This window comes from Psychrobacter sp. PSi21, from assembly GCF_054960615.1.
Genome location: NZ_JBHNYR010000005.1, coordinates 107,809 through 130,887 on the forward strand (window position 1 = coordinate 107,809; position 23,079 = coordinate 130,887).

The following is a 23,079-nucleotide window of genomic DNA, read 5'->3' on the forward strand; positions in this document are numbered from 1 at the left end:
TAACCATTAAGCATGCGGCGCGATAGCAGGCATCAAGTCGTGGAAAGTACGGCCTGACGCGGTTTCGCCAATAGCGTGCATTTTCCATTCATTGTTATGGCGATAGACTTTCGCCATCACCATTGCTGTATGTCCGCCTTGTGCCGACAAGTTATAACGTGCCACTTCGCTGTTGTTACTGGCATTGACGATGCGGCAAAACGCATTTGCCACACTCTCAAAGGTTTGACCCGTAAAGCTATTGACGGTAAATACCAGTGAGACCACATTGGCAGGAACTCTCGACAGATCGACGTTGATGACTTCATCATCGCCATCGCCGTCACCTGTACGGTTGTCACCCGTATGCACGACGCTACCATCTTTTGACTTCAACTGGCTAAACCAGATCGCATCAACTGCCTGTTTGTTGGCATCGAACATGATACATGACGCATCCAAGTCGATAGAGTCGCCGCCACCACCGCCGCTGAATAGCTTACCTAAAAAGCCGCCGCCTTGTTTACCAGCCGCTGCTTGTGCTACATCCCAGCCTAAGCCAAGTTTGACGTTTGTGAGTGTACCACCAGCTTCTTTGCTGAGCGATATTTTTTGTCCTTTTTGTAGGCTGACTGCCATACGATTATCCTTGTTAGTGAGTCGTTATTATTATCATAAAGTGGCGGATGGGGTTATAAAATCTGATCTAAAAAGCCGCCATTGCCGCCGCGTCCACCTGAGCTGGTGCCCAAGATGCTTTGTAGCCAACCTTGGTAGCTTTCACGGTTACGCGAGCAAATGATGACTTTGCCACGACCAGAAAAATTTAATACCATGCCTTCGCCACTGGTGACGGAGTTGATGATATTGCCCATAAATCCTTTTTTCTTACTGGTTGAGACGGACAGTTTATAGTCAAGCTGTGAATCCCAGCACACCACATGACCATTATCAATGATCACATCTTTGTCTGGCGTTACATCAATCTCAAACAGTGAGCCAAAGCCAGATACCACGACTTGTCCTGAGCCTTGGGTCTGCATGACCATAAAGCCGCCTGTATCACCAAACACCGCACCACCCAAGTTACGCTGGATTCGGGCGTTAATATCCACGCCTTGCATCGCGGCGACGAACGCGCCATCGCTTAAGGTGTATTGCTGCGCGCCAACATCTAAGATTTGCATGTCGCCATCTAAGGTTGGTGCAAGCAGACAATCCCCTTCGCCATGAACCGCTTCGATCTGCTGCTGAAACAGTGATTCGTCATTGGCAAAGCGGCGCATCAACGACTGCATCAGTCCGCCTTGCAATTTACCTTTTAGCTCCAGATTGGACTCCATCATAACCATGGCATTGGCTTCGCAATAAATGGAATCGCCTTTTTTTAAATTACAGTGTAGAAAGGGCTCAATGGTGCCAATCAGGCTAAATATCGCTGACATGGATTGCAGATCCTTATGTGTTTTTGGTTTATAACATCAGTGCGTTGTCTGGTGTGAGGCTTAGGCCGATATAGCGTGTGTTTATACGTTCACGCCATATGAGGCTACTAATGGGCCTAGACCACCGCTAAAGCCTTGACCGACGGCGCGGAATTTCCAATCGCCGTTATGGCGGTACAGCTCACCGAAGATCATTGCTGTTTCAGTGCTACCGTCTTCTGATAGGTCATAGCGAGCGATTTCAGAGTCGCCATTGTCGTTGACAACACGGATGTAAGCGTCACCAACTTGACCAAAGTTTTGGTTACGGCCTTGACCTTCATAGATAATGGCACATACGGCCACTTTGTTGACATCAGCTGGGACGCTGGCGAGGTTTACTTTGATTTTTTCATCATCGCCGTCACCTTCACCCGTACGGTTATCGCCAGTATGCTCGACTGCGCCGTTGTCTGATTTTAGGTTATTAAAAAAGATAAAGTCTTGGTCGTTACGGACTTTGCCAGCATCGTTGAGCAAAAAGCCAATCGCATCCAAGTCAAAATCTTGACCGTCAGTGGCGCGTGGATCCCAGCCCAGACCAACAGTGATATTGGTAAGTCCTGGTGCTTCTTTTGATAAGTTAACGTTGCCGCCTTTTGTTAAGCTAATAGCCATTTGATTGTCCTTTTTAGTCATGGTGATACGCATAAAGTACGTACCAGTGAAATTAAACAAATATAGTGCAGTATTTTGCACGCACATACAAAAAGCGCGCCATTCGCATTCTCTGCTGCGCGGTATCCTGTATGTGATTACGCTTTACTATACTAAGCACCCGCGTACTACGCAAGGCGAATTTTGTGCGCTTACTAAGCGATAGCAAAACGCCATATATCTGATACTTTTTTCACAAAGCGGTTTGAGCTATGCAGGTCAACATATCTATAAAACAAAACAGGCCATATCATTTATGTTGATATGACCTGCAAGCGTGCGATGCTGCACTTAGGAACATCGATATACGGATAATCAATTACCAAAAACAGACCAGCCAGTCTCTTGTACAAACATCTCTAGCGCCTTTGAGCCGAGTTTGGAGTTGCCAATATGGTCAAGTCCGGGTGACCATACGGCAATAGAGCCTTTACCAGGAGCAATCGTTAAGATACCGCCGCCCACACCACTTTTGCCGGGTAGGCCGACACGATAGGCAAAGTCGCCAGAGCCGTCATAGTGACCGCACAGCATCATCAAGGAGTTGATCCGCCGTGAGCGCTGCGCGTTAATGACCCGTACTCCTGTATGATGATTGATACCATTGGATACCAAAAATAACCCAGCGCGCGCCAGCTGCTGACAGTTCATGGCGATAGAGCATTGGTGAAAGTATGTACCCAGCACTTTATCGACATCGTGCTTGAGACGGCCAAAGGATTTCATAAAGTGCGCCAGCGAGGCATTGCGGTCTTTATGCGCCATCTCAGAAGCAGCGACTTTGTGGTCAAAGCTGATTGAATCGTCATCAGCCACAAAGCGCATAAACTGTAACAGTTCACCCAGTACCGCTTTGGGCTCATGCCCCATCATGATCGCATCAACCACCGCAATCGCGCCTGCATTGATAAACGGATTGCGCGGACGACCAGACTCGTGCTCAAGCATCATGATAGAGTTAAACGGATCGCCAGACGGCTCACGGCCGACATGCGTCCAAAGCGCGTCCCCCAATTTGCCAAGGCCAATGGTTAAGGTGAACACTTTGGAGATACTCTGGATCGAAAATAGAGTGCCTGCATCACCAGCACTATACATCCGTCCATCAGGCGTAGCCACAGCTATACCAAACTGATTGGGATCGACATGTGCCAATTGGGGAATATAATCGGCGACCGTACCGCGATCGGTGTCGCGTGCCATGGTTGCGGCAATATCATCAAGGATCTGTTGCATAAAATAGAGGTGTTCTTGTGGTTAGGAAGGGGGTAAAGGCTGACGATTTTAACTGAATAATGCATACACGTGAGCAGAAAATTGTACAAGGCACAAAAAAGGTCATACCAACAGTGTTGATATGACCCAGAGAGCCCAGTAGCTATGGGCTGATCGCCAAGCAATCATTGATCAAGCTATGACAGCTGCGCTTCCCGTTTGCGATGTCTGAGTGAGCCCCACAGTGCCAAGCCGATAAAGGCAATACCGATCAAGCCAGTGATCAGTTCAGGAACATGGAATTTCACCGACAACAACATGATAATGGCTAGGGCACCAATGGCATAATGCGCGCCATGCTCAAGGTAAATAAACTCATCAAGCGTGCCTTTGTCTACTAAGAAAATGGTCATTGAACGTACAAACATCGCACCAATGGCCAGACCCAGCATAATGATGATCACGTCATTGGTGATTGCAAACGCGCCAATCACGCCATCAAAACTGAACGATGCATCAAGGACTTCTAGGTATAAGAAACCAATAATACCGCCTTTCATAATGGCACTGGTCGCCGCCGCGCCCGAGCCGCTTTCTTCGTTCTCTAGCTCTTCTTCAAGGTCGCCCTCAAGCATTCCTGACACCACTTGCACGCCAAGATATACCAAAATACCCCAGACGCCCGCGATCAATACCGCGCTTGATTGTTCAGCACTCGCCTGCGATACCGCAATCATAAGCACGATCAGTGCCACAAACACGCTCATGGCATCGACTTTACCCAGTTTTGCCAAACGGCTCTCAAGCCATTCAAACCAATGGACATCTTTGTCATCAAACACGAAGTTTAAGAATACCAACAATAAGAAAATACCACCAAACGCTGAAATCTCAGCATGGTGTGCCATGAGTTTTGCTGAATACTCACTGGGGTTGTACAGCGCCAAATTGATAACTTCCATCATGCCCATGTCGGCGGTGACCGCAACGATGACAATAGGGAAGACCAAGCGCATACCAAATACCGCGATCAGAATGCCCACGGTTAAAAAGATCATTTTCCAAAATTTGTCCCAGTGCTTGAGCACGGATGCGTTAACCACGGCGTTATCAAAAGATAATGAAATCTCCATCACCGCCAAGATAGCAGTAATCGACAGCGCTGATATTAGCCCGCCCATACCACTATGTGAATATCCCCACCATGCTGCGACCATCAAGGCAATAGCGGTGAAGATAAAGTCTAAATAAAAATGCCTCATGACATATCCTATAGGGTTGCGTAAAACTGAGGTCGGCCTAGTATAGACACAGACCATAAAAAGTGGCTATGACTAACCACTTTTTAGTTGTCTTATTGGTCATCAGTGCCGATAAAACAGAGAACATTATTGGCTATCGCATCATCAAAACCTATGATGATTTTGCAACTTTTTAGGCGGTTTAGATGTCCACGCCGTATTGGTGACACATGGCCTGCAGACCGCCTGAGTAGCCTTGACCAACGGCGCGAAATTTCCACTCGCCATTGTGACGATAGACTTCACCAAAGACCATCGCTGTTTCGACAGAATAGTCCTCTGCCAAGTCAAAGCGTACCACTTCAGTGCCTGTTTCTTCGTTGACCACGCGGATAAAGGCGTTGGCCACTTGGCCGAAATTTTGGTTGCGTGCGGCGGCCTCATGAATGGTAACGGTGACGACGATTTTGTCAACATCTGCAGGCACTTGGGTGAGGTTGACTTTGACCACTTCATCATCGCCATCGCCTTCGCCAGTACGGTTGTCGCCGGTATGTTCGACTGCGCCATTGTCTGATTTTAATTGATTATAAAAGATAAAATCGTGATCGCCGCGTACTTTGCCAGCGCTGTTGAGCAAAAAGACACTGGCATCAAGGTCGAACTCTGCGCCTGAGGTGGCACGTTCGTCCCAGCCAAGGCCGATCAGTAGTTTGGTAAGGTTGGGGTCTGTTTTTGTGAGCGATAAATTACCGCCTTTATTGAGTGACAACGCCATGGGTATGTCCTTTTTATTAGAATAAGTGAAAAAATGAGAAGGCAGTATTCAGCTGTGCTTGACACTGCGCTGTGATCGTCATAAAGACCATCACAAAAAATGACCCAATCAAAGATGATCAGGTCACTGTCCTTTTTAACACAAATTCCAACGATTTACCAAAAAATGCGCTTTTTGACACAATTTGGTTGTGATCTATCCATACCTATTGTATTCACTAAGACAAAATCGTCGCGCCTACCTCGTACCATTGAGCGGCTACTGGCGATGACGAATCTCAAAACTTTGGTGAATTGGCTTTTTGGGGTTAAAGTCAAAACCAATGGTTTTGTGCGTGATATCGGTAATGTCATAGCGCGACTTGAGCTGTTCATCAAGCACAAAGCGGGTAAAGTTATTGGAAAAATACAATACCCCGTCAGCGGTCAAGCGGTTCATGGCACGGTTGATAAGGGCAGCATGATCGCGCTGCACATCAAAGGTACCTTGGAACTTTTTGGAGTTTGAAAAGGTCGGCGGATCGATAAAGATGACATCGAACTGCTCCGTATTGTCTTTAATCCACTCAAAAATATCAGCGGCAACAAAGGCATATTTGCGGCTACTGATATCAAGGCCGTTTAGCACAAAGTTTTGTTTGCCCCAATCGAGATAATTCTGTGATAAGTCAACACTGGTGACACTTTTTGCACCCATAAGGGCAGCGTGGACACTGGCAGTACAGGTGTAAGCAAACAGGTTGAGCACGTTTTTATTGCGGCTGGCTGCTTTAATGCGCGCCCGCATGTTGCGATGATCAATAAACAAGCCAGTATCGAGATAGTCGGTGAAGTTGACATAGAGGAAAGCATCATCTTCGCGTGCGACGTAAAATTTGCCTTTTTTCTCAGCTGAGCCTTGCTTGGTGTACTGCTCATTACCAGACTGACGCGCACGGGTTTTGATAAATACTTGCTCACGGTTGATATCAAGTACTTCGCGGATACCCATCAACGCCAGATTAAAGCGTTTTTTGGCCGTTTCAGGTGGGATGGTTTTTGGCGGCGCGTATTCTTGGACATGGACATGATCGCCGTATAAGTCGATAGCCACCTTAAAATCAGGCAGGTCGGCATCATAAACGCGAAGATTGCTCACTTGGGTTTTATTGGCCTGTTTTTTGAGACGCGCTAAGTTCTTTTGTAGGCGATTGATAAAGTCTTGGCCTTCTTCGTTTGCAATCTCGCGTTTTTCAAACTGGCTGATCAGGCTGGCTGATTTTTCTGCCAACAGCTGACCATAACGGAAATAAACCGTGATGGCACCATTATGGCAGCGCAATGTTTGCGGCGCTTTAATCGGCAAAATATCAACTTGTTCGACATGCGCCGCCAAGATACCGACCATGGGGTCGATACCGCTACCTGCAAAGCTGTCCTGCAAGCTCAAACCCAAAGCGTGATAAAGCGGCTTGATCATGTCTTCATCGCCCAAGCGCTCACCGTATGGCGGGTTGGTCATAATAAGCGGCTGGGTCAATCGGCCGTCTTTGACCAACGGGCGTAGGCGCTGTTTGAGCTGATCAAGGGCGCAGTTTTCAAGCGTGAGGTGCGGCAACAGGTCATGCAAACCAGCAGCGATCAAGTTCTTTTGGGTGGCAATCACCGCGCCCATATCGGCATCAAAACCCAAAACAATGGGCAATGTATCAGGCTGCTCGCAAGCGATATCGAGCGCTTCACGGAAACGGTCTTGCGCGTCATCGATCATCTGTTGCCACAGGGTATCATCATGGTGTTGCCACTGATAAAAGCCAAATTGATTGGCCGCTTTATCAATACCCACCGCGTAATCACAATGCATGAGCAAGGCTTCGATAATAAACGTACCCGAACCGCACATGGGATCGACCAGCGCATCATAATGCGGCGTGCCGTTGGCATTTTTTTGATGCCAGCCGCTGCTATATAGTAGCGCGGCGGCCAAGTTTTCTTTGAGCGGCGCGTCAGTCATGGCAACGCGGTAGCCACGGCGGTGCAAACTGGTACCGGACAAATCCAGATACAGCTCCGCTTGCTTGTCATTGACGGTGGCAAAAATAGCAAAGTCAGGATGCTTGCTGTCCACGTTAGGACGGCTTTCGTAGACTTCGTTAAAAGTGTCCGCGATCGCATCTTTGATACGCAGCATAGCAAACTGCTGGCTGACCGCCACGCGCTTATCGACAGACAAGCGGATGGCAAAGGTCTGCTCTAAGTCAAACTGCTGCGTCCAATCGACAGATTTTGCCAAACCGTACAGCTGCTCGGCCACATCGTATTCGGCATTGATGTTTTTGCGTTTGATCAGCATCAATACCCGTGAGGCCACGCGCGACCACAAGCAAATGGTATACAAATCACGTAGCGAGCCTGTGACAGTCAATCGCCCCGTACTTTTGATTTCGCTGTTGATGCCAAAGCTGGTCAGCTCGGTTTGTAGCGGTGCTTCCAAACCATCGGCACAAGTGACGATAAGATCCAGTGACAAGTCAGCCGAAGCTGCGGTCGATGTTGGGGCGGGTGATGCGGTCTGTTCGGTCATACAAATACCTGTGGTCAATAAGCCAGTCAAATAGCAAAATAGAAGCGTTAACCGATAATTTTAACATAATTCGGCTGTGCGTGGTCTAAAGCACGCCTCAGTCATTGGTATAGTGGATGCTTTATAAAAAGTCCGTTTGGTGATGCGCGCACCTGTATTATTTATCGGACTTTTGGATCACTTCCATGGTGGTGGCAAAAGGTTTGGTCTCAAAAGGATAATCGACGTCTTTTGGCATCAACAAGCGCATGTGCGGATAAGGCGTGGAAATATCGGCAGCATCCAAAGCGTATTTGATATTTTCATTGAGGCTTTCTTTGATTTTGGGCATACGGGCGACAGAGGCGGGTTTGACCCAAAAACGCACGATGAAAAACACCCCATATTCCCCAATCTCGGTAATCGTCGCTGAGGTCTCAGGGCGACTGAGTACCGCTTCGGTGTCCTCTAATACCTGCAAAATAACGGTACGTGCCACTTCCACATCCGCTTCAAAAGCAATACGGACACGGATATCAAAACGAACAAAGTTTTTGGCAGTTAGGTTAATCACCTCGGAGGAAGCCACATTAGAGTTGGGGATAATAACGGTGATGTTGTCGCGAGTTAAGATGTGGGTGGTGCGCAGCGAGATCAGTACCACGCGACCTTCGCGATCATTGATGTTGATCCAGTCGCCGACCTGAAAGGATTGCTCTAGCAAAATGGTGATGCCCGCGATAAAGTTGGCCAGCGTCGATTGTGCCGCAAAACCCACCGCCAAACCGACAATACCAAGACCTGCCACCAAAGACACAATATCAAAACCAAATTGCGCCATCACACTGGCCAGACCCAACACCAAGATCAGCACCGATAAAATGTTTTTGAGTAGCTGCTCGATAGAGGCGCTTAAGCCATAATGCTGCAGGACGCGGTGGATGATTTGCCCAGAAGAGGTCCACAATACATAATAAACCCCTGCCCAAATACTGGCCTTAGCCGTGGCCTTGACGGTATCGGGTTCAATATTAATCTGACTCATGACCGCAATCAGACTGGCCACAATCCAAATATAGCGTAAGGCAGAGCGGGCGATTTTTGCGCGCCGATCATTAAAGTGTAGACGGGTGTGATTGTGCTTTAAGATATAGTTGGCAAGCCAATAAAAAAAGCCCAAAATGGCCAGCAATATCAAAATTTTGATACTCGTACTGACCAGCTCAACCGCATGGGACTTCCAATCGCGCGAGTCTTCTTCGATGGAACCGCCAATAGCAAGGTACAGGCTGGTATGCAAATCACGAATAATCTCTTGAAAAAAATCAGTAATACCAGCCAGTGCCATTGTCTCGTCCATATCTTAAAAAACCCATGATACGCCAAACGCACGCCATTAGGCAGACATTTACCCTACAATCTTACGAGCGCTTGGTAACCAATGACGTCTGATATCTATAACGTATTAGAGACACACTCTAGCTCTGATGGCGAATATCAAGCTTGTCTTGCGCATCACGCAGTGCAGTACGTAGCCCTTCTAAAATAGTAGGGTGATAAAAAGGCGTCTCAAGCAAAGTCTTGATGCTCATCTCGTTGGTCACAGCGATGGCCAGAATATGAGCCATATATTCAGCATCTGGTGCGACCATACTTGCGCCCAAGATTTTATCCGTCTCTTTGCACGCATAAATGTGCAGCAAACCGCAGTTGACACCCATGATACGGCTGCGGCCTTGGTTATCAAAGCTGACCTCACCGATGACATAAGGTTGCTCGGCGTTTTCAATGTCATTTATTGACATACCGACATTTGCCACTTGCGGCTCACAAAACACAATCGATAGCGGAATCGAAGGTGGGCGTAAGTAAGTATCGGTTTGATCGCCGCGTACCGCATGACCCGCGCTAAAGCCTTCATCGCTGGCCACATGCAGCAGTGGTAGATGCACATTGGCATCACCGATGATATAAACGTCCAAATCCGCGATTTTACCAGTGTTTTTGTTAAGCTTTTGCGGACGGTTTTTATCATCCAGCTCAACGCCTAGATTTTCAATACCCAAATCAGCAATGTTGTTGCGGCGTCCAGTGGCGACCAACACGTAGTCACCCTCCCAGCACTGCGTACAGTCGTTGTTATCTTGGTAATGGATAACAGCTGCTATCCCTTTTTCGTTGGCCGTTGTGTTCATAGACTCAATACGGCTACCAAGCTGTAAGTCCAGCTCTTGGCTCAGGCAAGCAATCGCTTTGTTATTGATGGCCTCATCTTGGAGTCCACCCACGCGATTGACACGGTTAAATAAGGTGACCGCCACACCCAAACGGGCAAAAGCCTGTGCCAACTCAAGGCCGATAGCACCTGCACCAACCACCGCCATTGAGGCAGGCAAGTCAGGCAACCCAAAAATCGTATCTGAGGTCAACAGCGTGTCGCCAAGACCTTCAGCCCACGCCTCAGGTACGTGAGGGGCGCTGCCTGTGGCGACAATGATTTTGTCTGCTTGGATGCGCTCATCATTCACCTCAATGATGCTTTGCGTATTGATATGAGCGCGTCCTGATATTTTGTGCGCCTCAGGCCAACTTTCGACCTCTTCGGTCACATAACTGACAAAGTGGTCGCGCTCAGCCCGTACTCGCTGCATCACTTGTGCGCCATCAATGTTGACCTCGGCATGGATACCAAACGCATCAGAGTTTTTGGCATCGTGCGCGCGCGCGGCAGCAGCAATGACAAGCTTGCTCGGCATACAGCCAATCGTCGCGCAAGTGGTGGTCCAAAAGCCTTCATTAATGATGACCACGTCATCGGTGGACTTTCTGGCTTGGCGATACGCATTTTGTCCTGCTGTGCCTGCACCGATGACAGCGACGGCGACATGGCGCGTGATGGATGGGTCGTCTTGCTGAGTGTTGTTGGTCATAGTGGTCTCAAAAAATAGGCAAAAAAATAGGCACAAAGGCTGGTGACAGCGTGTAATGATGATGCCGTTTTATATTCATGGCGGCTTTATAATAGAGGTGTGCGCCATTCAATGTCTGTATTGCTGTGCGGCTGACAGTCTGTCAACCGCACGAAGCGTTGCGGGTTGCAAGCAGCGATTATTTGGTCGATAGCGTGTCAAACAAGCGCTCAGTATAGCCTTTGGCTTTGAGGTTGCGCTGAGCATGAGTAAGGGTACCGTCTTTATCAAAGACAAAGGTTGAGCGCACCAACCCCAGTGTGGTTTTGCCGTACATGTTTTTTTCACGAATGACATCAAAGTACTGGCACAGCTTTTCGTCTTCGTCACTGATGAGTGATATTTGCAAATCATATTTGTCGATAAAGGCTTTGTGCGATTCAACACTGTCGCGCGAGACGCCAATAACATGATAACCCAAGGTATCAAAGTTATTGATCTCTTCGGTAAACTCGGTGGCTTGTATGGTGCAGCCCGGCGTGTCATCTTTGGGATAAAAGTAAAGGATCAGGCCTTTACTGCTTTCGCGGTTCAGCGTCGAGAGCATGATGTCATCACTGATAAAGTGACCGTCGAGCTTGCGCACCATGGTAACAGGGAAGTCAGGTAAGGCTAGGGTTTCGGTGGTTGGTTTGGCCATGAGGCATTCCTTTTTGGCATCAATATTATTGATATGATTTTAATGGTGAAAGTATCAGTTTACACTTTGGCGAACTATTGGCAACTCCACGACACAAAAAAAGACTGACAAGGGTCAGTCTTTTTCATTTCTCAAACAGGGAGTAACCGTTACGATGATCTAGGCTGGTTTTTGCGGCTTTTTCAAGTCCAAGCCAACGGTACATTGCTGTAAATCTTTTTGCATCGCTTTGACATAAGATAGAGAGGAAGGGTCTTTGTTGCTTTTTGCGTAGCTTTCGATTTCCCACATCTGGCCGATGGTCATTTTGCTGCGGACACCAATGGTGCAGGTACACAGTTTTGTGGCAGTGTTTTTATCTGCTACTTTATATTTGACCGCACCAGACACACAGCTGTTGATGTTGTCTTGTTTAATGTCGGCGGCATTGGCTTGCGGCATAACAGCAAAACCGATTAAGGCTAAAGGGAGTAGGCGTAAAAACTTCATAAAGATCCTCTAATATGGGAAAAGCGAGATGTATCAATGGTATATGAGGTCAGCATCTGTCTGCATATGAGTGTCATAGGGCAATACAAAACATGCTGACATAAGCGTACCTACCATAGCAATTCTGACGAACAAAAAACATCGCCAGCATGCTGTATTGATGCAAGTAAATGTTACGCTTATGTATAACCCCAGCAGTTTTTGGTGTCGTCGTTACGACTGATAATGGGTCGGATCGGTAACTCCTGCTTGGGCAAAGCCTTGACGACGCAAGGTGCAGCTGTCGCAAATGCCGCACGCACGACCTTTGGCATCGGCCTTGTAGCAAGAAATGGTTTGACCATAGTCGACGCCCAAGCTAACGCCGAGCGCAATGGTTTGTGCTTTTGATAACTGCTGCAAAGGTGTTTGGATGCTCAAATGATGACCTGTCACGCCTGCTTTGGTGGCCAGATTGGCCATGTGCTCAAATGCCGCGATATATTCAGGGCGGCAATCGGGATAGCCTGAGTAGTCCACGGAGCTGACCCCGATCACGATATGATTGGCATCAGTGACTTCGGCAACCGCAAGGGCATAGGATAAAAAGATGGTATTGCGTGCAGGGACGTAGGTGTTGGGAATGGCGTTATTGTCGACTTCATCGTGCTCACTGGTAGGGAATTTGTCCGCATTGCCATCAGGTACAATCATGCTGTGATCGGTAAGCGAGGAGCCGCCCAGCTGCGCAATATCGATATCGATGATGCGGTGGTTGACCCCTGCGGTATCAGCAATCGTTTTTGCAGCGACCAATTCACTGTTGTGACGCTGACCATAGTTAAAGCTAACAGCAGTGACGCTGGCATAACGTGCCTTGGCCCAGTACAGGCAGGTGACCGAATCGAGGCCACCAGAGAGCAGTACGACAGCATTCTGCGTGTGCGTACTTGCGCCATCAGACTGAGAAGCTGTATCGGCAGCGGGTTGTGGTGTAACGTTCGTCATCGTATGCCCTGTCATCAAGTTACCAAAAACCGCCATTTTAACAAAATTGCCGCTATTACAAAACCTAAGACCCGCCCATCAAAGCGCCATAAGCTGCCTGTCTGGTCATTATCAGCAGCATTGTAGACGCGGGGAGATAATATAAATGTATCTTTTCAATCTGTTAGCAAATTTTGATATAATCAGCGCTGCTTGTAAGCCGCTGATTTGCGCCGCCTGTGTTGCGTGTACAGCCACCTTACATCCCCATTATCGTATCGACATTGAGTAACTTATGACCGCAGCCTCTTTATTTGTGCCTTCATCGGACAGCACTGCCAGCCCAACCGACCCAGAACACCAAAAAACCGCCAGCGATACGCCGCTCACTAGCGAGGAGACGGTTGCTGCTGCCGATACTGCACATTTTCGCAAACTACAAAAAAAGCTGCGCAAACAGGTATCATGGGCGATACGCGACTTCAATATGATCGAAGATGGTGACGTGGTCATGGTGTGCGTGTCAGGTGGCAAAGACAGCTACACCTTGCTGGATATTTTGTTGCTACTTAAGCGTATTGCGCCCATTCACTTTGATGTGGTCGCGGTCAATCTTGATCAAAAGCAGCCGGGCTATCCAGAAGACGTGTTGCCAAACTATCTCAATGAGCAAGGCATCGCGCATTATATTTTAGAAAAAGATACCTATAGTATTGTCAAAAGCGTGGTACCAGAGGGTAAAACTTATTGCTCCGCCTGTTCGCGACTACGCCGCGGTTCGTTATATGGATTTGCCAAGCAGATTGGTGCAACCAAAATTGCCTTAGGTCACCACCGCGATGATATGCTGGCGACTTTTTTCCTTAACCTCTTTCATGGCGGCGCGCTCAAATCCATGCCGCCAAAACTACTGAGCGATGACAAACAAAACCTGCTGATCCGTCCACTCGCTTATGTCGAAGAAAAAGACATCATCGAATACGCCAAACTCAGGGACTTCCCTATCATTCCTTGTAATTTATGCGGCTCTCAAACCAACTTACAACGAGCCATCATTAATGACATGCTGCGTGAGTGGGATGACGCGCACCCGCAGCGTTTGGCTTCTATATTCAAGGCCATGCAAAACGTCGCACCCTCGCAACTGGCTGATCGCGAGCTGTTTGACTTTGAAACGCTCACGCTGGATCGCGATGACAATGAGCGCTTGTTTGAAGGCGATAACATCCAAGCAGGGCAGGCGGGTAGCCTTGCCGATATTGGCCTACCAACTGCACCGCAGACGCAAACCTTTAATCCAAAATTTGCTGATCCGTCTGCGCAAAATAATAGCCATGCTGACGATAGCGGCGCTACCAACAAAATCCCGACCGTCAATCCGATGATTTAAAGGTGCGGGTCTAAAGATACCAAACGGTCGTCAATAGTACGACAAGGTAGCAATCAAAAAAACCAGCCCATCAGTTATCATAGGCTGGTTTTTTTTATGCATATAAGCGAATGCTATGGTTTAAGAGTCATTGGCAAAGACTTGTAGCGGATCAAAGCTGACCTCGGCGCGTGGCAATTTTGCCACATCTTGCATGCGCCAGTCATCTTTACCATCATGACTGACTTGTAAATAGTACTTTGCCTTGACCGAATCCAGATCAACCGTGGTACGGTATTCATTACCCTGAACGTGTTTGAGTACCGCATCACGGTCTTTGTGAATATCGGTTGCATGAGAGATGGACAAATCTAGCGTATCTGGATACACCAGCGGCTCACCGTTTAGCAGCTTGCCTGATTGTAAGCTTTGCTGTGGATAATTGAGATGAAAAACCACGTCACCATTATCCAAAAACTGCATATCTCCGTGCAAGTCCAAATCATAAGTGAGCTTGTCACGTGACACATCATGATAGAGGGTTTTACCATCCATGTACCAATCATCACGTACCACGCTATCACGAATCTGGTACGAGTAATACACAAACCAAATGCAAGCAACGACCACGAATGTTGGCATGCCAATGACAAAGATAATCACCATGTAGTTTTTGTACCATGGCTGACTGTCTTGATGTTTAAAATCTGGTGAAGACGTCTTTGTAGACATAAAATACCCGTTTAACCTGTCGATCAAGTCGTACAGCAGTGTATCAGTGCTGGCATCAATAACTGTCCAGTATATATCACTGATTTTGCTGCTGTTTATCCTTGGTAAATAACTATAGCCATTATAAAGCAAGCTTGTGATGATGGCTAATGTGCAACATCATATTTACTGACCTTGCGTGGTAAAGACATTCTGCTTGCTGACCTTGTATTGACCATCTTCACTCGTCACAGTGAGCGTGATGGGTGTCTGACCTGAAGGGGCAACAGCAGGATCGCCATAGATACTCACTGGCATATCAAAATTTTCACCTGCATCAAGGGGTACTTTATCAAAGCGTGTCTGTAAGCTCAGACCCTCTTGCGGCTCCAGTGTGATGGTATACGAATGTGCATCTTGCGTCTTGTTGGTCAGTTTGACAATATAGCTGTTTTCAATCATCCCTTGTGCGTTCATAGAAGACAACTGATTACGATCACGGCGAATGTCAATTTCAAGTGGCACGCGATCAACCAAAGCATAAATCATACCGCCGCACAATATGGACAGCAGCGCCAAATAAGCAAACAGACGCGGGCGCAGTAGCTTACTTTTTTGCTTTTCGGCCAGCTGGTGTTCTGTTGTATAGCGAATCAAGCCACGTGGATAGCCGACTTTGTCCATGATTTCATTACACGCATCAATACAGGCCGCGCACTGGATACAACCCACTTGCAGGCCGTCCCGAATGTCAATCCCTGTTGGGCAGACCTGCACGCACATCGTACATTCGATACAATCGCCCAAGTTGTCAGGGTGGGTGCCTTTTTTGCGTGCGCCGCGTGGCTCGCCGCGCTCGTAGTCATACGAGACGATCAGCGTATCTTTGTCAAACATCACACTTTGAAAGCGGCCATAAGGACAGATTTGTACACACATCTGCTCACGCATATAACCAGCATTGGCGTAAGTGGCAAAGGTAAAAATAAACATTGCCACCCATACCCACGTTGGCCAATCAGGAAGGGGTAAAAAGCCCATCATCTGCCAGCTGCCATAGAGCGATTCTGTACCAGCCACATAACTGACAAACGTGGCGGCAGTGATGAGGGATAACACAAACCAGATAAAATAAATAAGACCGCGTTTGAATATCTTGCTTCCACTCATTGGCGCTTTATCAAACTTGACCCGCTTGTTACGATCACCAATCACCCATTTTTCCACATGCTGATATAGATGCGTCCAAATGGTTTGTGGACACGCATAGCCACACCATACTCGCCCTGCATAAACGGTTACCATAAACAAGGCGAATGCCGCAATGATGGCAAAAATGGCGATAAAGTAAAAATCTTGGGTTAAGAAGGTGACGCCAAAGATATAGTAATGCTGCGAGGGGACATCAAACCAAATGGCTTGCCTGTCATTGTAACGTAGCCATGGCAAGATCAAGAACAAGGCCAAAAAAAAGTACATGCTGATCACGCGAATATTCTGATAAAAGCCAGTCACAAAACGCGGGTGAATGCGTTTTTTATCGGCGTTCAGATCAACTTGATGTACAGGAATTTTATTGGGTGATTGTGCTGACATAAACGTGCCTCTTCAAAAAAAGATTCAGTCTGCTGGCATGAGTAACAAACATTTTTGAGTAAAAAAACGCGTGGACTTACTATGTTATCAATGTCAGTAAATAAAAAATAAATGATCGTAAGGAGTCGTAAGGATAAGTTGGAAAAACAAAAAGGGAGAACTGTTATCACAGCCCTCCCTCTACTACTTATCATCCTATGATATTGCGACTGACGCTAAAGGTTTGCAACTAAATGCTTAGTTTGCCGACGCTTCAGCATCAGTAGTGGCTACTGCCTGCATGGCTGCTGGCTGGCCAGTCTTGTCTGATAATGAGTAGACATAGGCGGCGAGGAGCATGATCCGCTCGTTACCCAGCTTGGTCTCCCACTCAGGCATCACACCAGCACGACCGTAGCGTAGTGTCTCACGGATAGTCTCGCGATCACCACCATACAGCCAGATATTATCAGTGAGGTTAGGTGCGCCTGCTGAGATCATACCTTTACCCTCAGGGCCGTGGCATAGTACACAGTTGGTTGGCTCATGGAAGATACGATCACCTTGAGCAACCATGGTTTGATCAAGCTCGTAGTCGTTTTGGTTGCCAGACATTGACAAGACGTATTCAGCAACGGCGCGTATACCATCTTCACCGATCTGATCACGCCATGCAGCCATACCGCCAACACGGCCATTATGTAGCGTGGTCAAAATGTTCTTAGGCTCGCCACCATACAGCCAGTCATTATCGGTTAGGTTAGGATAGCCAGGTGCGCCCTTAGCGTTTGAACCATGACAGACCGCACAGTTTTGCAAAAACAAACGGCTACCAATTTTTAGTGCATTAGGGTCTTGAGACAGCTTTTGCACGTAAGGGCCAAGGTCAGCCACTTTCATATCAATTTGTTCTTGCAAGTTTGCTGGTGGATTGTCACTACGACGTAAAGTCGTTTGTAGTTCATCCAGCTCATGCAGTGTGGCTGTCGCCCCTGCCGCATTGGCATTGACCAAGATATCGTCTTCAAAGTTCTTAGTAAAGACAGCGTTGTTCTTCTCAAGATCACTATATAGCTCGTTCTCTGAAGTCCAAGGCACGGTTTCACCATCGACTTCTTCTGTAGCAAGTCCGTCCCAATGATCGGGAAATATTGCAGGATAAAATACCCAGTAAGCGACACCCCAAACGATGGTGCCAAAAAAGATCATTACCCACCACTTAGGTAACGACTTATCATATTCTTGAATACCATCGTAGGTATGTCCTGTCGTGCCATCTTCTTCTAGGGTCGGTTTGTATTTGAGAACAAATAGCAAAACACCAAGAATGAAAAGCCAACAGCAAATACTGATTACAGTAATCCAAGACATCCAAAAAAATGTCATCGTTCATCCTTATTGCGCTGCTTGTCAGACGAGGATTCAATCATCTCGTCATCAAGCGCAAGTTGTGCATCTTCTTCGAAGCGTTTTTTGTTTTTTGGCGAATACGCCCACCATGCAACACCTATAAAAGCAATAAAAGCAGAAACAGTCGCAATTGTTTGTAGTTCACCAATGCCCATTAGCGCTGTCCTTCCATTGCGGTACCTAGCTGTTGAAGATAGGCAACCAGAGCATCAAGCTCAGTGGCACCCATCACCGCATCAGGAGCGCCTTCGATTTGTTCTTCAGTGTACGGCACACCAAAACGATCGCGGAATAGACGCATTTTGGCTTGGATTTTTTCACCATCAACTTCGTTGGTTGCAAGCCACGGGAAACCAGGCATCACTGATTCTGGCACCAATGAACGCGGGGCGATCAAATGCTGTTTTTGCCAGTCTTCAGAGTAGCGGCCGCCAACACGTGCCAGATCAGGTCCAGTACGTTTTGAGCCCCACAAGAAAGGGTGATCCCATGCAGACTCAGCAGCGCGTGAATACGGCCCATAACGCTCAACCTCAGCACGTAGAGGGCGTACCATTTGCGTATGACAAACGTGGCACCCTTCACGGATATAAATATCACGACCTTCAAACTCAAGGGCCGTCCAAGGTTCCATTGAGGGCAGGGGCGTATTCACGCCGCCTTCTTCAGGGGCATTTTGATCATATATCAACGGTACGATTTCAACCAGCGTTGCAAAGCTAATTGCGATAACGATAAAGATGACCAACAAGCCTGTATTTTTTTCAATAATTTCATGCGGTGTACCAGCCATGATTGCTCCTTATACGTTAGCTGTCTGTGGTGCATCAACACTAGATTTATGATCAGTCGGATCAGCGCTATCGACAGGCTTACCTTCTGGCATCTTAATCGTGCGGTAGCAGTTGTAGGCCATAACAAACATACCTGATACATAGAGTAGACCACCAAACGCACGGCCAATATAAGGACCATGTGAGAATGCTACGGTATCTACAAAGCTATATACCAAAGTACCATCTGGGTTGGTGGCTTGCCACATCATGCCTTGGCCAATACCTGAAATCCACATGGATACGATATAAAACACGGTACCAGCTGTCGCAAGCCAAAAATGCGTAGTGATCAAACTGATAGAGTACATCTTAGGTTTGTTGTAGACACGAGGTAACAAGACATATAGTGAACCGATAGTGATCATACCAACCCAGCCAAGTGCGCCTGAGTGTACGTGACCGACTGTCCAGTCTGTGTTGTGCGACAAGGCGTTAACCGTCTTAATCGACATCATTGGGCCTTCGAAGGTAGACATAGCGTAGAACGACAATGCCACAATCATAAAGCGAATGATCGGATCGGTACGCAATTTATCCCAGCTGCCTGATAGTGTCAAGACACCGTTAATCATACCGCCCCAAGAGGGTGCGAATAGGATAATAGAGAAGACCATCGCTAGAGACTGTGTCCAATCGGGTAGCGCTGAATAATGCAAATGGTGACCACCAGCCCACATATAAGCGGCAATCAGTGCCCAAAAGTGAACGATAGACAAGCGGTAAGAATAAACAGGACGACCGATCTGTACTGGGACAAAGTAATACATCATGCCCAAGAAGGCAGCTGTCAGATAGAAGCCAACCGCGTTGTGACCGTACCACCACTGCACCATGGCATCGGTTGCACCACCAAATAGCGAGTAAGACTTAAAGGCACTGACTGGAATGGCCATGCTGTTAACGATATGTAGTAAGGCAATCGTAATAATAAACGCGGCAAAAAACCAGTTGGCCACATAGATATGTGAGGTTTTACGTTTGATGAGTGTGCCAAAAAATACGATGGCATAAGATACCCATACCAGTGCAATCAAAAGATCGATTGGCCACTCAAGCTCTGCATACTCTTTAGAAGAAGTTAAACCTAGTGGCAGTGTGATGACCGCAGATACGATAACCGCTTGCCAACCCCAAAAGGTAAACCACGCCAAATAAGGGGCAAATAGACGTGTCTTACAGGTACGCTGAACAATGTAATAAGAGGTTGCGAACAGGGCACAGCCACCAAACGCAAAAATGACCGCATTGGTATGTAGCGGTCTTAAACGACTAAATGTCAGCCATGGAATATCAAAGTTCAATGCTGGCCATGCCAACTGTGAAGCAATGAACACCCCAAGACTCATGCCGACGATGCCCCATACGACAGTCATGACAGTAAAAAATCGAATAATAGTGATTTCGTATTCACGGTCAATAGAGGCAAATGCTGTGTTTTGTAAACTCATTGGATGATTCCTTTACAGCCCGAATTATCAACAGAATTAACCAACGCACCGCCATATTTATGCTATAAACAATAATGATATGATTTTAAACACGAATCACATCCAGCATCCTATGGTTGCGGTACACGCTGCTATCAGCCTCTTACTACCGTAACGGTTTATTAACTATCAGGTTGTCTCTTGTAGGCCCATTGGTGCCCAAAAAAACACCAAGCAAAATAATGCAAGTACAAGTTTGCGATAGCAAGACAATTGATATATCGTTAAGGTGAACAAGAAAAACGCCGTCTTTTTGCATCGAGTCTCTACCCTAGGTCAGATATGATGGCAAAACGCTGACATCAAATTGCAGAGCAAAATGACCTGATTGTAATAGAAAGGTGCTAGCGGCGGCTGACAAAAAACATGTTTACGTAACGTTTGGTTAAAACTCCCGACTCTGTTTAAGGTATTGTAACGCAATCTTAATCAAATATCATCAGAACTCTGCGCCAAAATACAAACTCTTTAGTAAATAACGCGGCCCAACCTGACCCCTCACGTCATTAAAAAATCATGCTAAGCGGCCTTAATCAGACAAATGCCAAGGCTTGAAGCAGCCGACATATGCGCCTTTAGATGATGCTATCCCTTTGCAGGGACATCAGTCATAAGATAAGTATCCGTCACCGATGTGACCATAATACTTAACAGGTCTGACTTATCATAACAAATACTGTGAACATATCAACACAATATGTAAGGAATTAAATGTTGATGGTCAGGCACCTGTAACAGACCACCAAACGACGCTTTGATATGGCCGATGGTCAACCTATCAAAACCCTCATCGAAAGATAATAAATTGTTACCATTTGCCAAATAGCGGCAGGTTTGGGTTTCACTTCTATTAAAAGCACGCCATAATAACGCGCAGTAGCATTTATGCCTGCTCAATTATAATCATCAGATTTGAGGAATATTATTATGGCCGTTTTTTTAACCGATGAGTGGTTTCAAGAAGTCGATCAACTGGCAAACGAAGCGGGCGAGCTGAACTTGCCACCTGCGCTTGCTAACATGATTGTGAATCTAAAAGTTAATGATAGCGAACAAGATGTTGAAGCCAATTTTGCTAACGGCTTACTCAATCGTGGTCTTAACCCTAATGCGACGACTACGTTGCTGCTTGATCGTGATGTGTTGCAGTCCATCATTACCGACTTTGATACCAATGAAATCATGGGTGCCTTTATGAGCGGTAAAATACGTGTAGAAGGTGACATGTCTCAGTTGATGGCGCTACAAACGGCGCGCCCAAGTCCAGAACAAAAAGAATTGTTTAAGCGTATTCGTTCAATGACAACGATGGCATAATAATATCTATTGATTTGTGATGATGGCGCTAGCCAATTTAGCCATCATCAAGTCATAAAAAGCCCCTAATCGTAGTTAGGGGCTTTTTTTAGCGCATGACTTTTTTTGCTGATAAGTGGTCGGACAAACCATCAGCTGGCTTTTGACACGGTATCTTGATTTTCTTTATAGATGGCGGCTTGTAGCCAGATGTTGGCTTGGATATAATCGTTAACCTCGATATTTTGAGTCACATTGTCTTTGCGTGCGCCAAGACGAACCACAAAGGGGGTCGCATCCTGCTCGCGCAGTACCACCACATCAAACAAAATGATCGGCTGACCATTAAAGCTGGTTTCTTGTTTGCCCAGAACTTGGCCTTGGCACCATGCCTCGTCTTCTTGTCCTAAGGTATCGCCAAACAAATAGGCGCACATGTGACCTAGATTGATCTCAACAGGCGCCATTTGCGCGTCGGTTTCTGGTTGCCAGTTTTTAATTTGTTCTTGCAAGTCTTCAGGGACTTGACCATCGTTGGCCGCGACAATGTCATTAAAGGCGCGGTGATAGCGAATGGCTTCTTGATCTTCAATAACGATAATTTCTGACTGCTCGCTCAAGCTGATCTCGTGTGCCCAGCCGCTAAAGTTAACAAAATAAGAGGCATTTTGCTGATACAAATGACGGTTGGTGGTATAGAGCTGATCGAACGCATAAATGATGCTGCCATCAGCGGTGCGCAGACGCAAAACGGCATCTTGTGACTGCTCGTTGACAATCATGCGCTCAATAGTGCAAGTGAGACCATAAGGGCCATCAACGCAAGGATAAGCGTTAATAAAGCATTCCGGTTTGCCATCTTTCATCGCCAGCACTTGGTTGATATGACAAGGCTGGTTTTCTGATAGTAGCAGGCGGTTATCTTGGGCGCTCGTATTGGTGTTTAGACCTTTTGGCATGGTCGCCTGATCAATCATTTGTTGCAACCACTGGGGTACATCACGGCCCATGTCGTCTGTCAAAATACGCCAGTGATCAGCATGGCCCGCTGTCTGCTCATTGGTTAGGGTAACTTTGGTAGGGGCTTGTACGTTTTTGTACTGATAGTTGATAGTCATGAATATACTCAAACTCAAGTCAGCTATGACGTCTGGGCGCTAAGCGCTTGTTGCTCACTGTCGCCATTTATGTGATAAATCACTAACATAAGCACATATCAAAGCAATACTTATATGCAAAGTACCATGCTAAGGTATGCCGCAACGAGGAACCAAACGACAAGGATGGGTTAATAACAGTTGTCCTTTGCCTATAATATATAGGTATGGCGGTGAGCAATAGCAAGCCCTGCCCAAAAAAATAATAACACAGCTTGGATATTTGCTAGAAAATACAGGCGGTTTTTGCTAATGATTGGCACATGTTAGGCAAATTGT

The 23,079-nt window shown here is 46.9% G+C and carries 21 protein-coding genes; 2 read left to right on the plus strand and 19 right to left on the minus strand.

Annotated features, from left to right (window positions below; all coding sequences use genetic code 11):
• Nucleotides 1–6: 6 nt before the first annotated feature.
• The 12 genes from ACFI32_RS05120 to queC form a co-directional block, all read right to left on the minus strand.
• Complete coding sequence (locus tag ACFI32_RS05120; protein ID WP_462625428.1) at nucleotides 7–618, minus strand: TerD family protein; 612 nt, start codon at nucleotides 616–618, stop codon at nucleotides 7–9.
• 53 nt (nucleotides 619–671) lie between these two features.
• On the minus strand, nucleotides 672–1,424 hold the full coding sequence (locus ACFI32_RS05125; protein WP_462625429.1) for a TIGR00266 family protein: 753 nt from the start codon (nucleotides 1,422–1,424) through the stop codon (nucleotides 672–674).
• A gap of 81 nt (nucleotides 1,425–1,505) precedes the next feature.
• The gene (locus ACFI32_RS05130) at nucleotides 1,506–2,081 is read right to left on the minus strand and encodes a TerD family protein (RefSeq protein ID WP_462625430.1); all 576 of its coding nucleotides are present in this window, start codon (nucleotides 2,079–2,081) and stop codon (nucleotides 1,506–1,508) included.
• 354 nt (nucleotides 2,082–2,435) lie between these two features.
• Nucleotides 2,436–3,356 carry a glutaminase gene (locus ACFI32_RS05135; RefSeq protein ID WP_462625431.1) on the minus strand — a complete coding sequence of 307 codons (921 nt, stop codon included), beginning with the start codon at nucleotides 3,354–3,356 and terminating at the stop codon, nucleotides 2,436–2,438.
• Between the two features lie 176 nt (nucleotides 3,357–3,532).
• Nucleotides 3,533–4,597 carry a DUF475 domain-containing protein gene (locus ACFI32_RS05140; protein ID WP_462625432.1) on the minus strand — a complete coding sequence of 355 codons (1,065 nt, stop codon included), beginning with the start codon at nucleotides 4,595–4,597 and terminating at the stop codon, nucleotides 3,533–3,535.
• 181 nt (nucleotides 4,598–4,778) lie between these two features.
• Nucleotides 4,779–5,354, minus strand: coding sequence for a TerD family protein (locus ACFI32_RS05145; protein WP_462625433.1), 576 nt, complete (start codon nucleotides 5,352–5,354; stop codon nucleotides 4,779–4,781).
• Nucleotides 5,355–5,612: 258 nt separating this feature from the next.
• Nucleotides 5,613–7,916, minus strand: coding sequence for a bifunctional 23S rRNA (guanine(2069)-N(7))-methyltransferase RlmK/23S rRNA (guanine(2445)-N(2))-methyltransferase RlmL (rlmKL, locus tag ACFI32_RS05150; RefSeq protein WP_462625434.1), 2,304 nt, complete (start codon nucleotides 7,914–7,916; stop codon nucleotides 5,613–5,615).
• Between the two features lie 157 nt (nucleotides 7,917–8,073).
• Nucleotides 8,074–9,255: a mechanosensitive ion channel family protein gene (locus ACFI32_RS05155; RefSeq protein WP_462625435.1), complete on the minus strand. Its 1,182-nt coding sequence runs from the start codon at nucleotides 9,253–9,255 to the stop codon at nucleotides 8,074–8,076.
• A gap of 118 nt (nucleotides 9,256–9,373) precedes the next feature.
• Nucleotides 9,374–10,825, minus strand: a complete 1,452-nt coding sequence (locus ACFI32_RS05160) for a dihydrolipoyl dehydrogenase (protein ID WP_462625436.1) — start codon at nucleotides 10,823–10,825, stop codon at nucleotides 9,374–9,376.
• A gap of 178 nt (nucleotides 10,826–11,003) precedes the next feature.
• On the minus strand, nucleotides 11,004–11,504 hold the full coding sequence (locus tag ACFI32_RS05165; RefSeq protein WP_462625437.1) for a peroxiredoxin: 501 nt from the start codon (nucleotides 11,502–11,504) through the stop codon (nucleotides 11,004–11,006).
• A 159-nt stretch (nucleotides 11,505–11,663) separates the two neighbouring features.
• Complete coding sequence (locus ACFI32_RS05170) at nucleotides 11,664–11,993, minus strand: hypothetical protein (RefSeq protein ID WP_462625438.1); 330 nt, start codon at nucleotides 11,991–11,993, stop codon at nucleotides 11,664–11,666.
• Nucleotides 11,994–12,206: 213 nt separating this feature from the next.
• Nucleotides 12,207–12,980: a 7-cyano-7-deazaguanine synthase QueC gene (gene queC, locus ACFI32_RS05175; RefSeq protein ID WP_462625439.1), complete on the minus strand. Its 774-nt coding sequence runs from the start codon at nucleotides 12,978–12,980 to the stop codon at nucleotides 12,207–12,209.
• Between the two features lie 274 nt (nucleotides 12,981–13,254).
• On the opposite strand from queC, the gene ttcA reads away from it, so the two are divergent.
• Complete coding sequence (gene ttcA, locus ACFI32_RS05180; RefSeq protein ID WP_462625440.1) at nucleotides 13,255–14,349, plus strand: tRNA 2-thiocytidine(32) synthetase TtcA; 1,095 nt, start codon at nucleotides 13,255–13,257, stop codon at nucleotides 14,347–14,349.
• A 120-nt stretch (nucleotides 14,350–14,469) separates the two neighbouring features.
• Here the strand turns inward: ttcA and ACFI32_RS05185 are convergent, their stop codons facing one another.
• The 6 genes from ACFI32_RS05185 to ccoN form a co-directional block, all read right to left on the minus strand.
• Nucleotides 14,470–15,060, minus strand: coding sequence for a FixH family protein (locus tag ACFI32_RS05185; protein WP_462625441.1), 591 nt, complete (start codon nucleotides 15,058–15,060; stop codon nucleotides 14,470–14,472).
• Between the two features lie 165 nt (nucleotides 15,061–15,225).
• A complete protein-coding gene (ccoG, locus tag ACFI32_RS05190) occupies nucleotides 15,226–16,635 on the minus strand; it encodes a cytochrome c oxidase accessory protein CcoG (protein WP_462625442.1) in 1,410 nt (469 codons plus the stop codon).
• Between the two features lie 237 nt (nucleotides 16,636–16,872).
• Nucleotides 16,873–18,000, minus strand: coding sequence for a cytochrome-c oxidase, cbb3-type subunit III (gene ccoP, locus ACFI32_RS05195; RefSeq protein ID WP_462625443.1), 1,128 nt, complete (start codon nucleotides 17,998–18,000; stop codon nucleotides 16,873–16,875).
• Nucleotides 17,997–18,179: a cbb3-type cytochrome oxidase subunit 3 gene (locus ACFI32_RS05200; protein ID WP_462625444.1), complete on the minus strand. Its 183-nt coding sequence runs from the start codon at nucleotides 18,177–18,179 to the stop codon at nucleotides 17,997–17,999. The genes ccoP and ACFI32_RS05200 overlap by 4 nt, the downstream gene beginning before the upstream one ends.
• The gene (gene ccoO, locus ACFI32_RS05205; protein ID WP_462625445.1) at nucleotides 18,179–18,817 is read right to left on the minus strand and encodes a cytochrome-c oxidase, cbb3-type subunit II; all 639 of its coding nucleotides are present in this window, start codon (nucleotides 18,815–18,817) and stop codon (nucleotides 18,179–18,181) included. Before ccoO ends, ACFI32_RS05200 begins: the two co-directional genes overlap by 1 nt.
• 9 nt (nucleotides 18,818–18,826) lie before the next feature.
• Nucleotides 18,827–20,308: a cytochrome-c oxidase, cbb3-type subunit I gene (gene ccoN, locus ACFI32_RS05210; protein ID WP_462625446.1), complete on the minus strand. Its 1,482-nt coding sequence runs from the start codon at nucleotides 20,306–20,308 to the stop codon at nucleotides 18,827–18,829.
• 966 nt (nucleotides 20,309–21,274) lie between these two features.
• Here ccoN and ACFI32_RS05215 point away from each other — a divergent pair.
• The gene (locus ACFI32_RS05215; RefSeq protein ID WP_462625447.1) at nucleotides 21,275–21,664 is read left to right on the plus strand and encodes an SCP2 sterol-binding domain-containing protein; all 390 of its coding nucleotides are present in this window, start codon (nucleotides 21,275–21,277) and stop codon (nucleotides 21,662–21,664) included.
• 131 nt (nucleotides 21,665–21,795) lie between these two features.
• Here ACFI32_RS05215 and ACFI32_RS05220 read toward each other — a convergent pair whose 3' ends face one another.
• Complete coding sequence (locus ACFI32_RS05220; protein WP_462625448.1) at nucleotides 21,796–22,761, minus strand: hypothetical protein; 966 nt, start codon at nucleotides 22,759–22,761, stop codon at nucleotides 21,796–21,798.
• Nucleotides 22,762–23,079 lie beyond the last annotated feature (318 nt).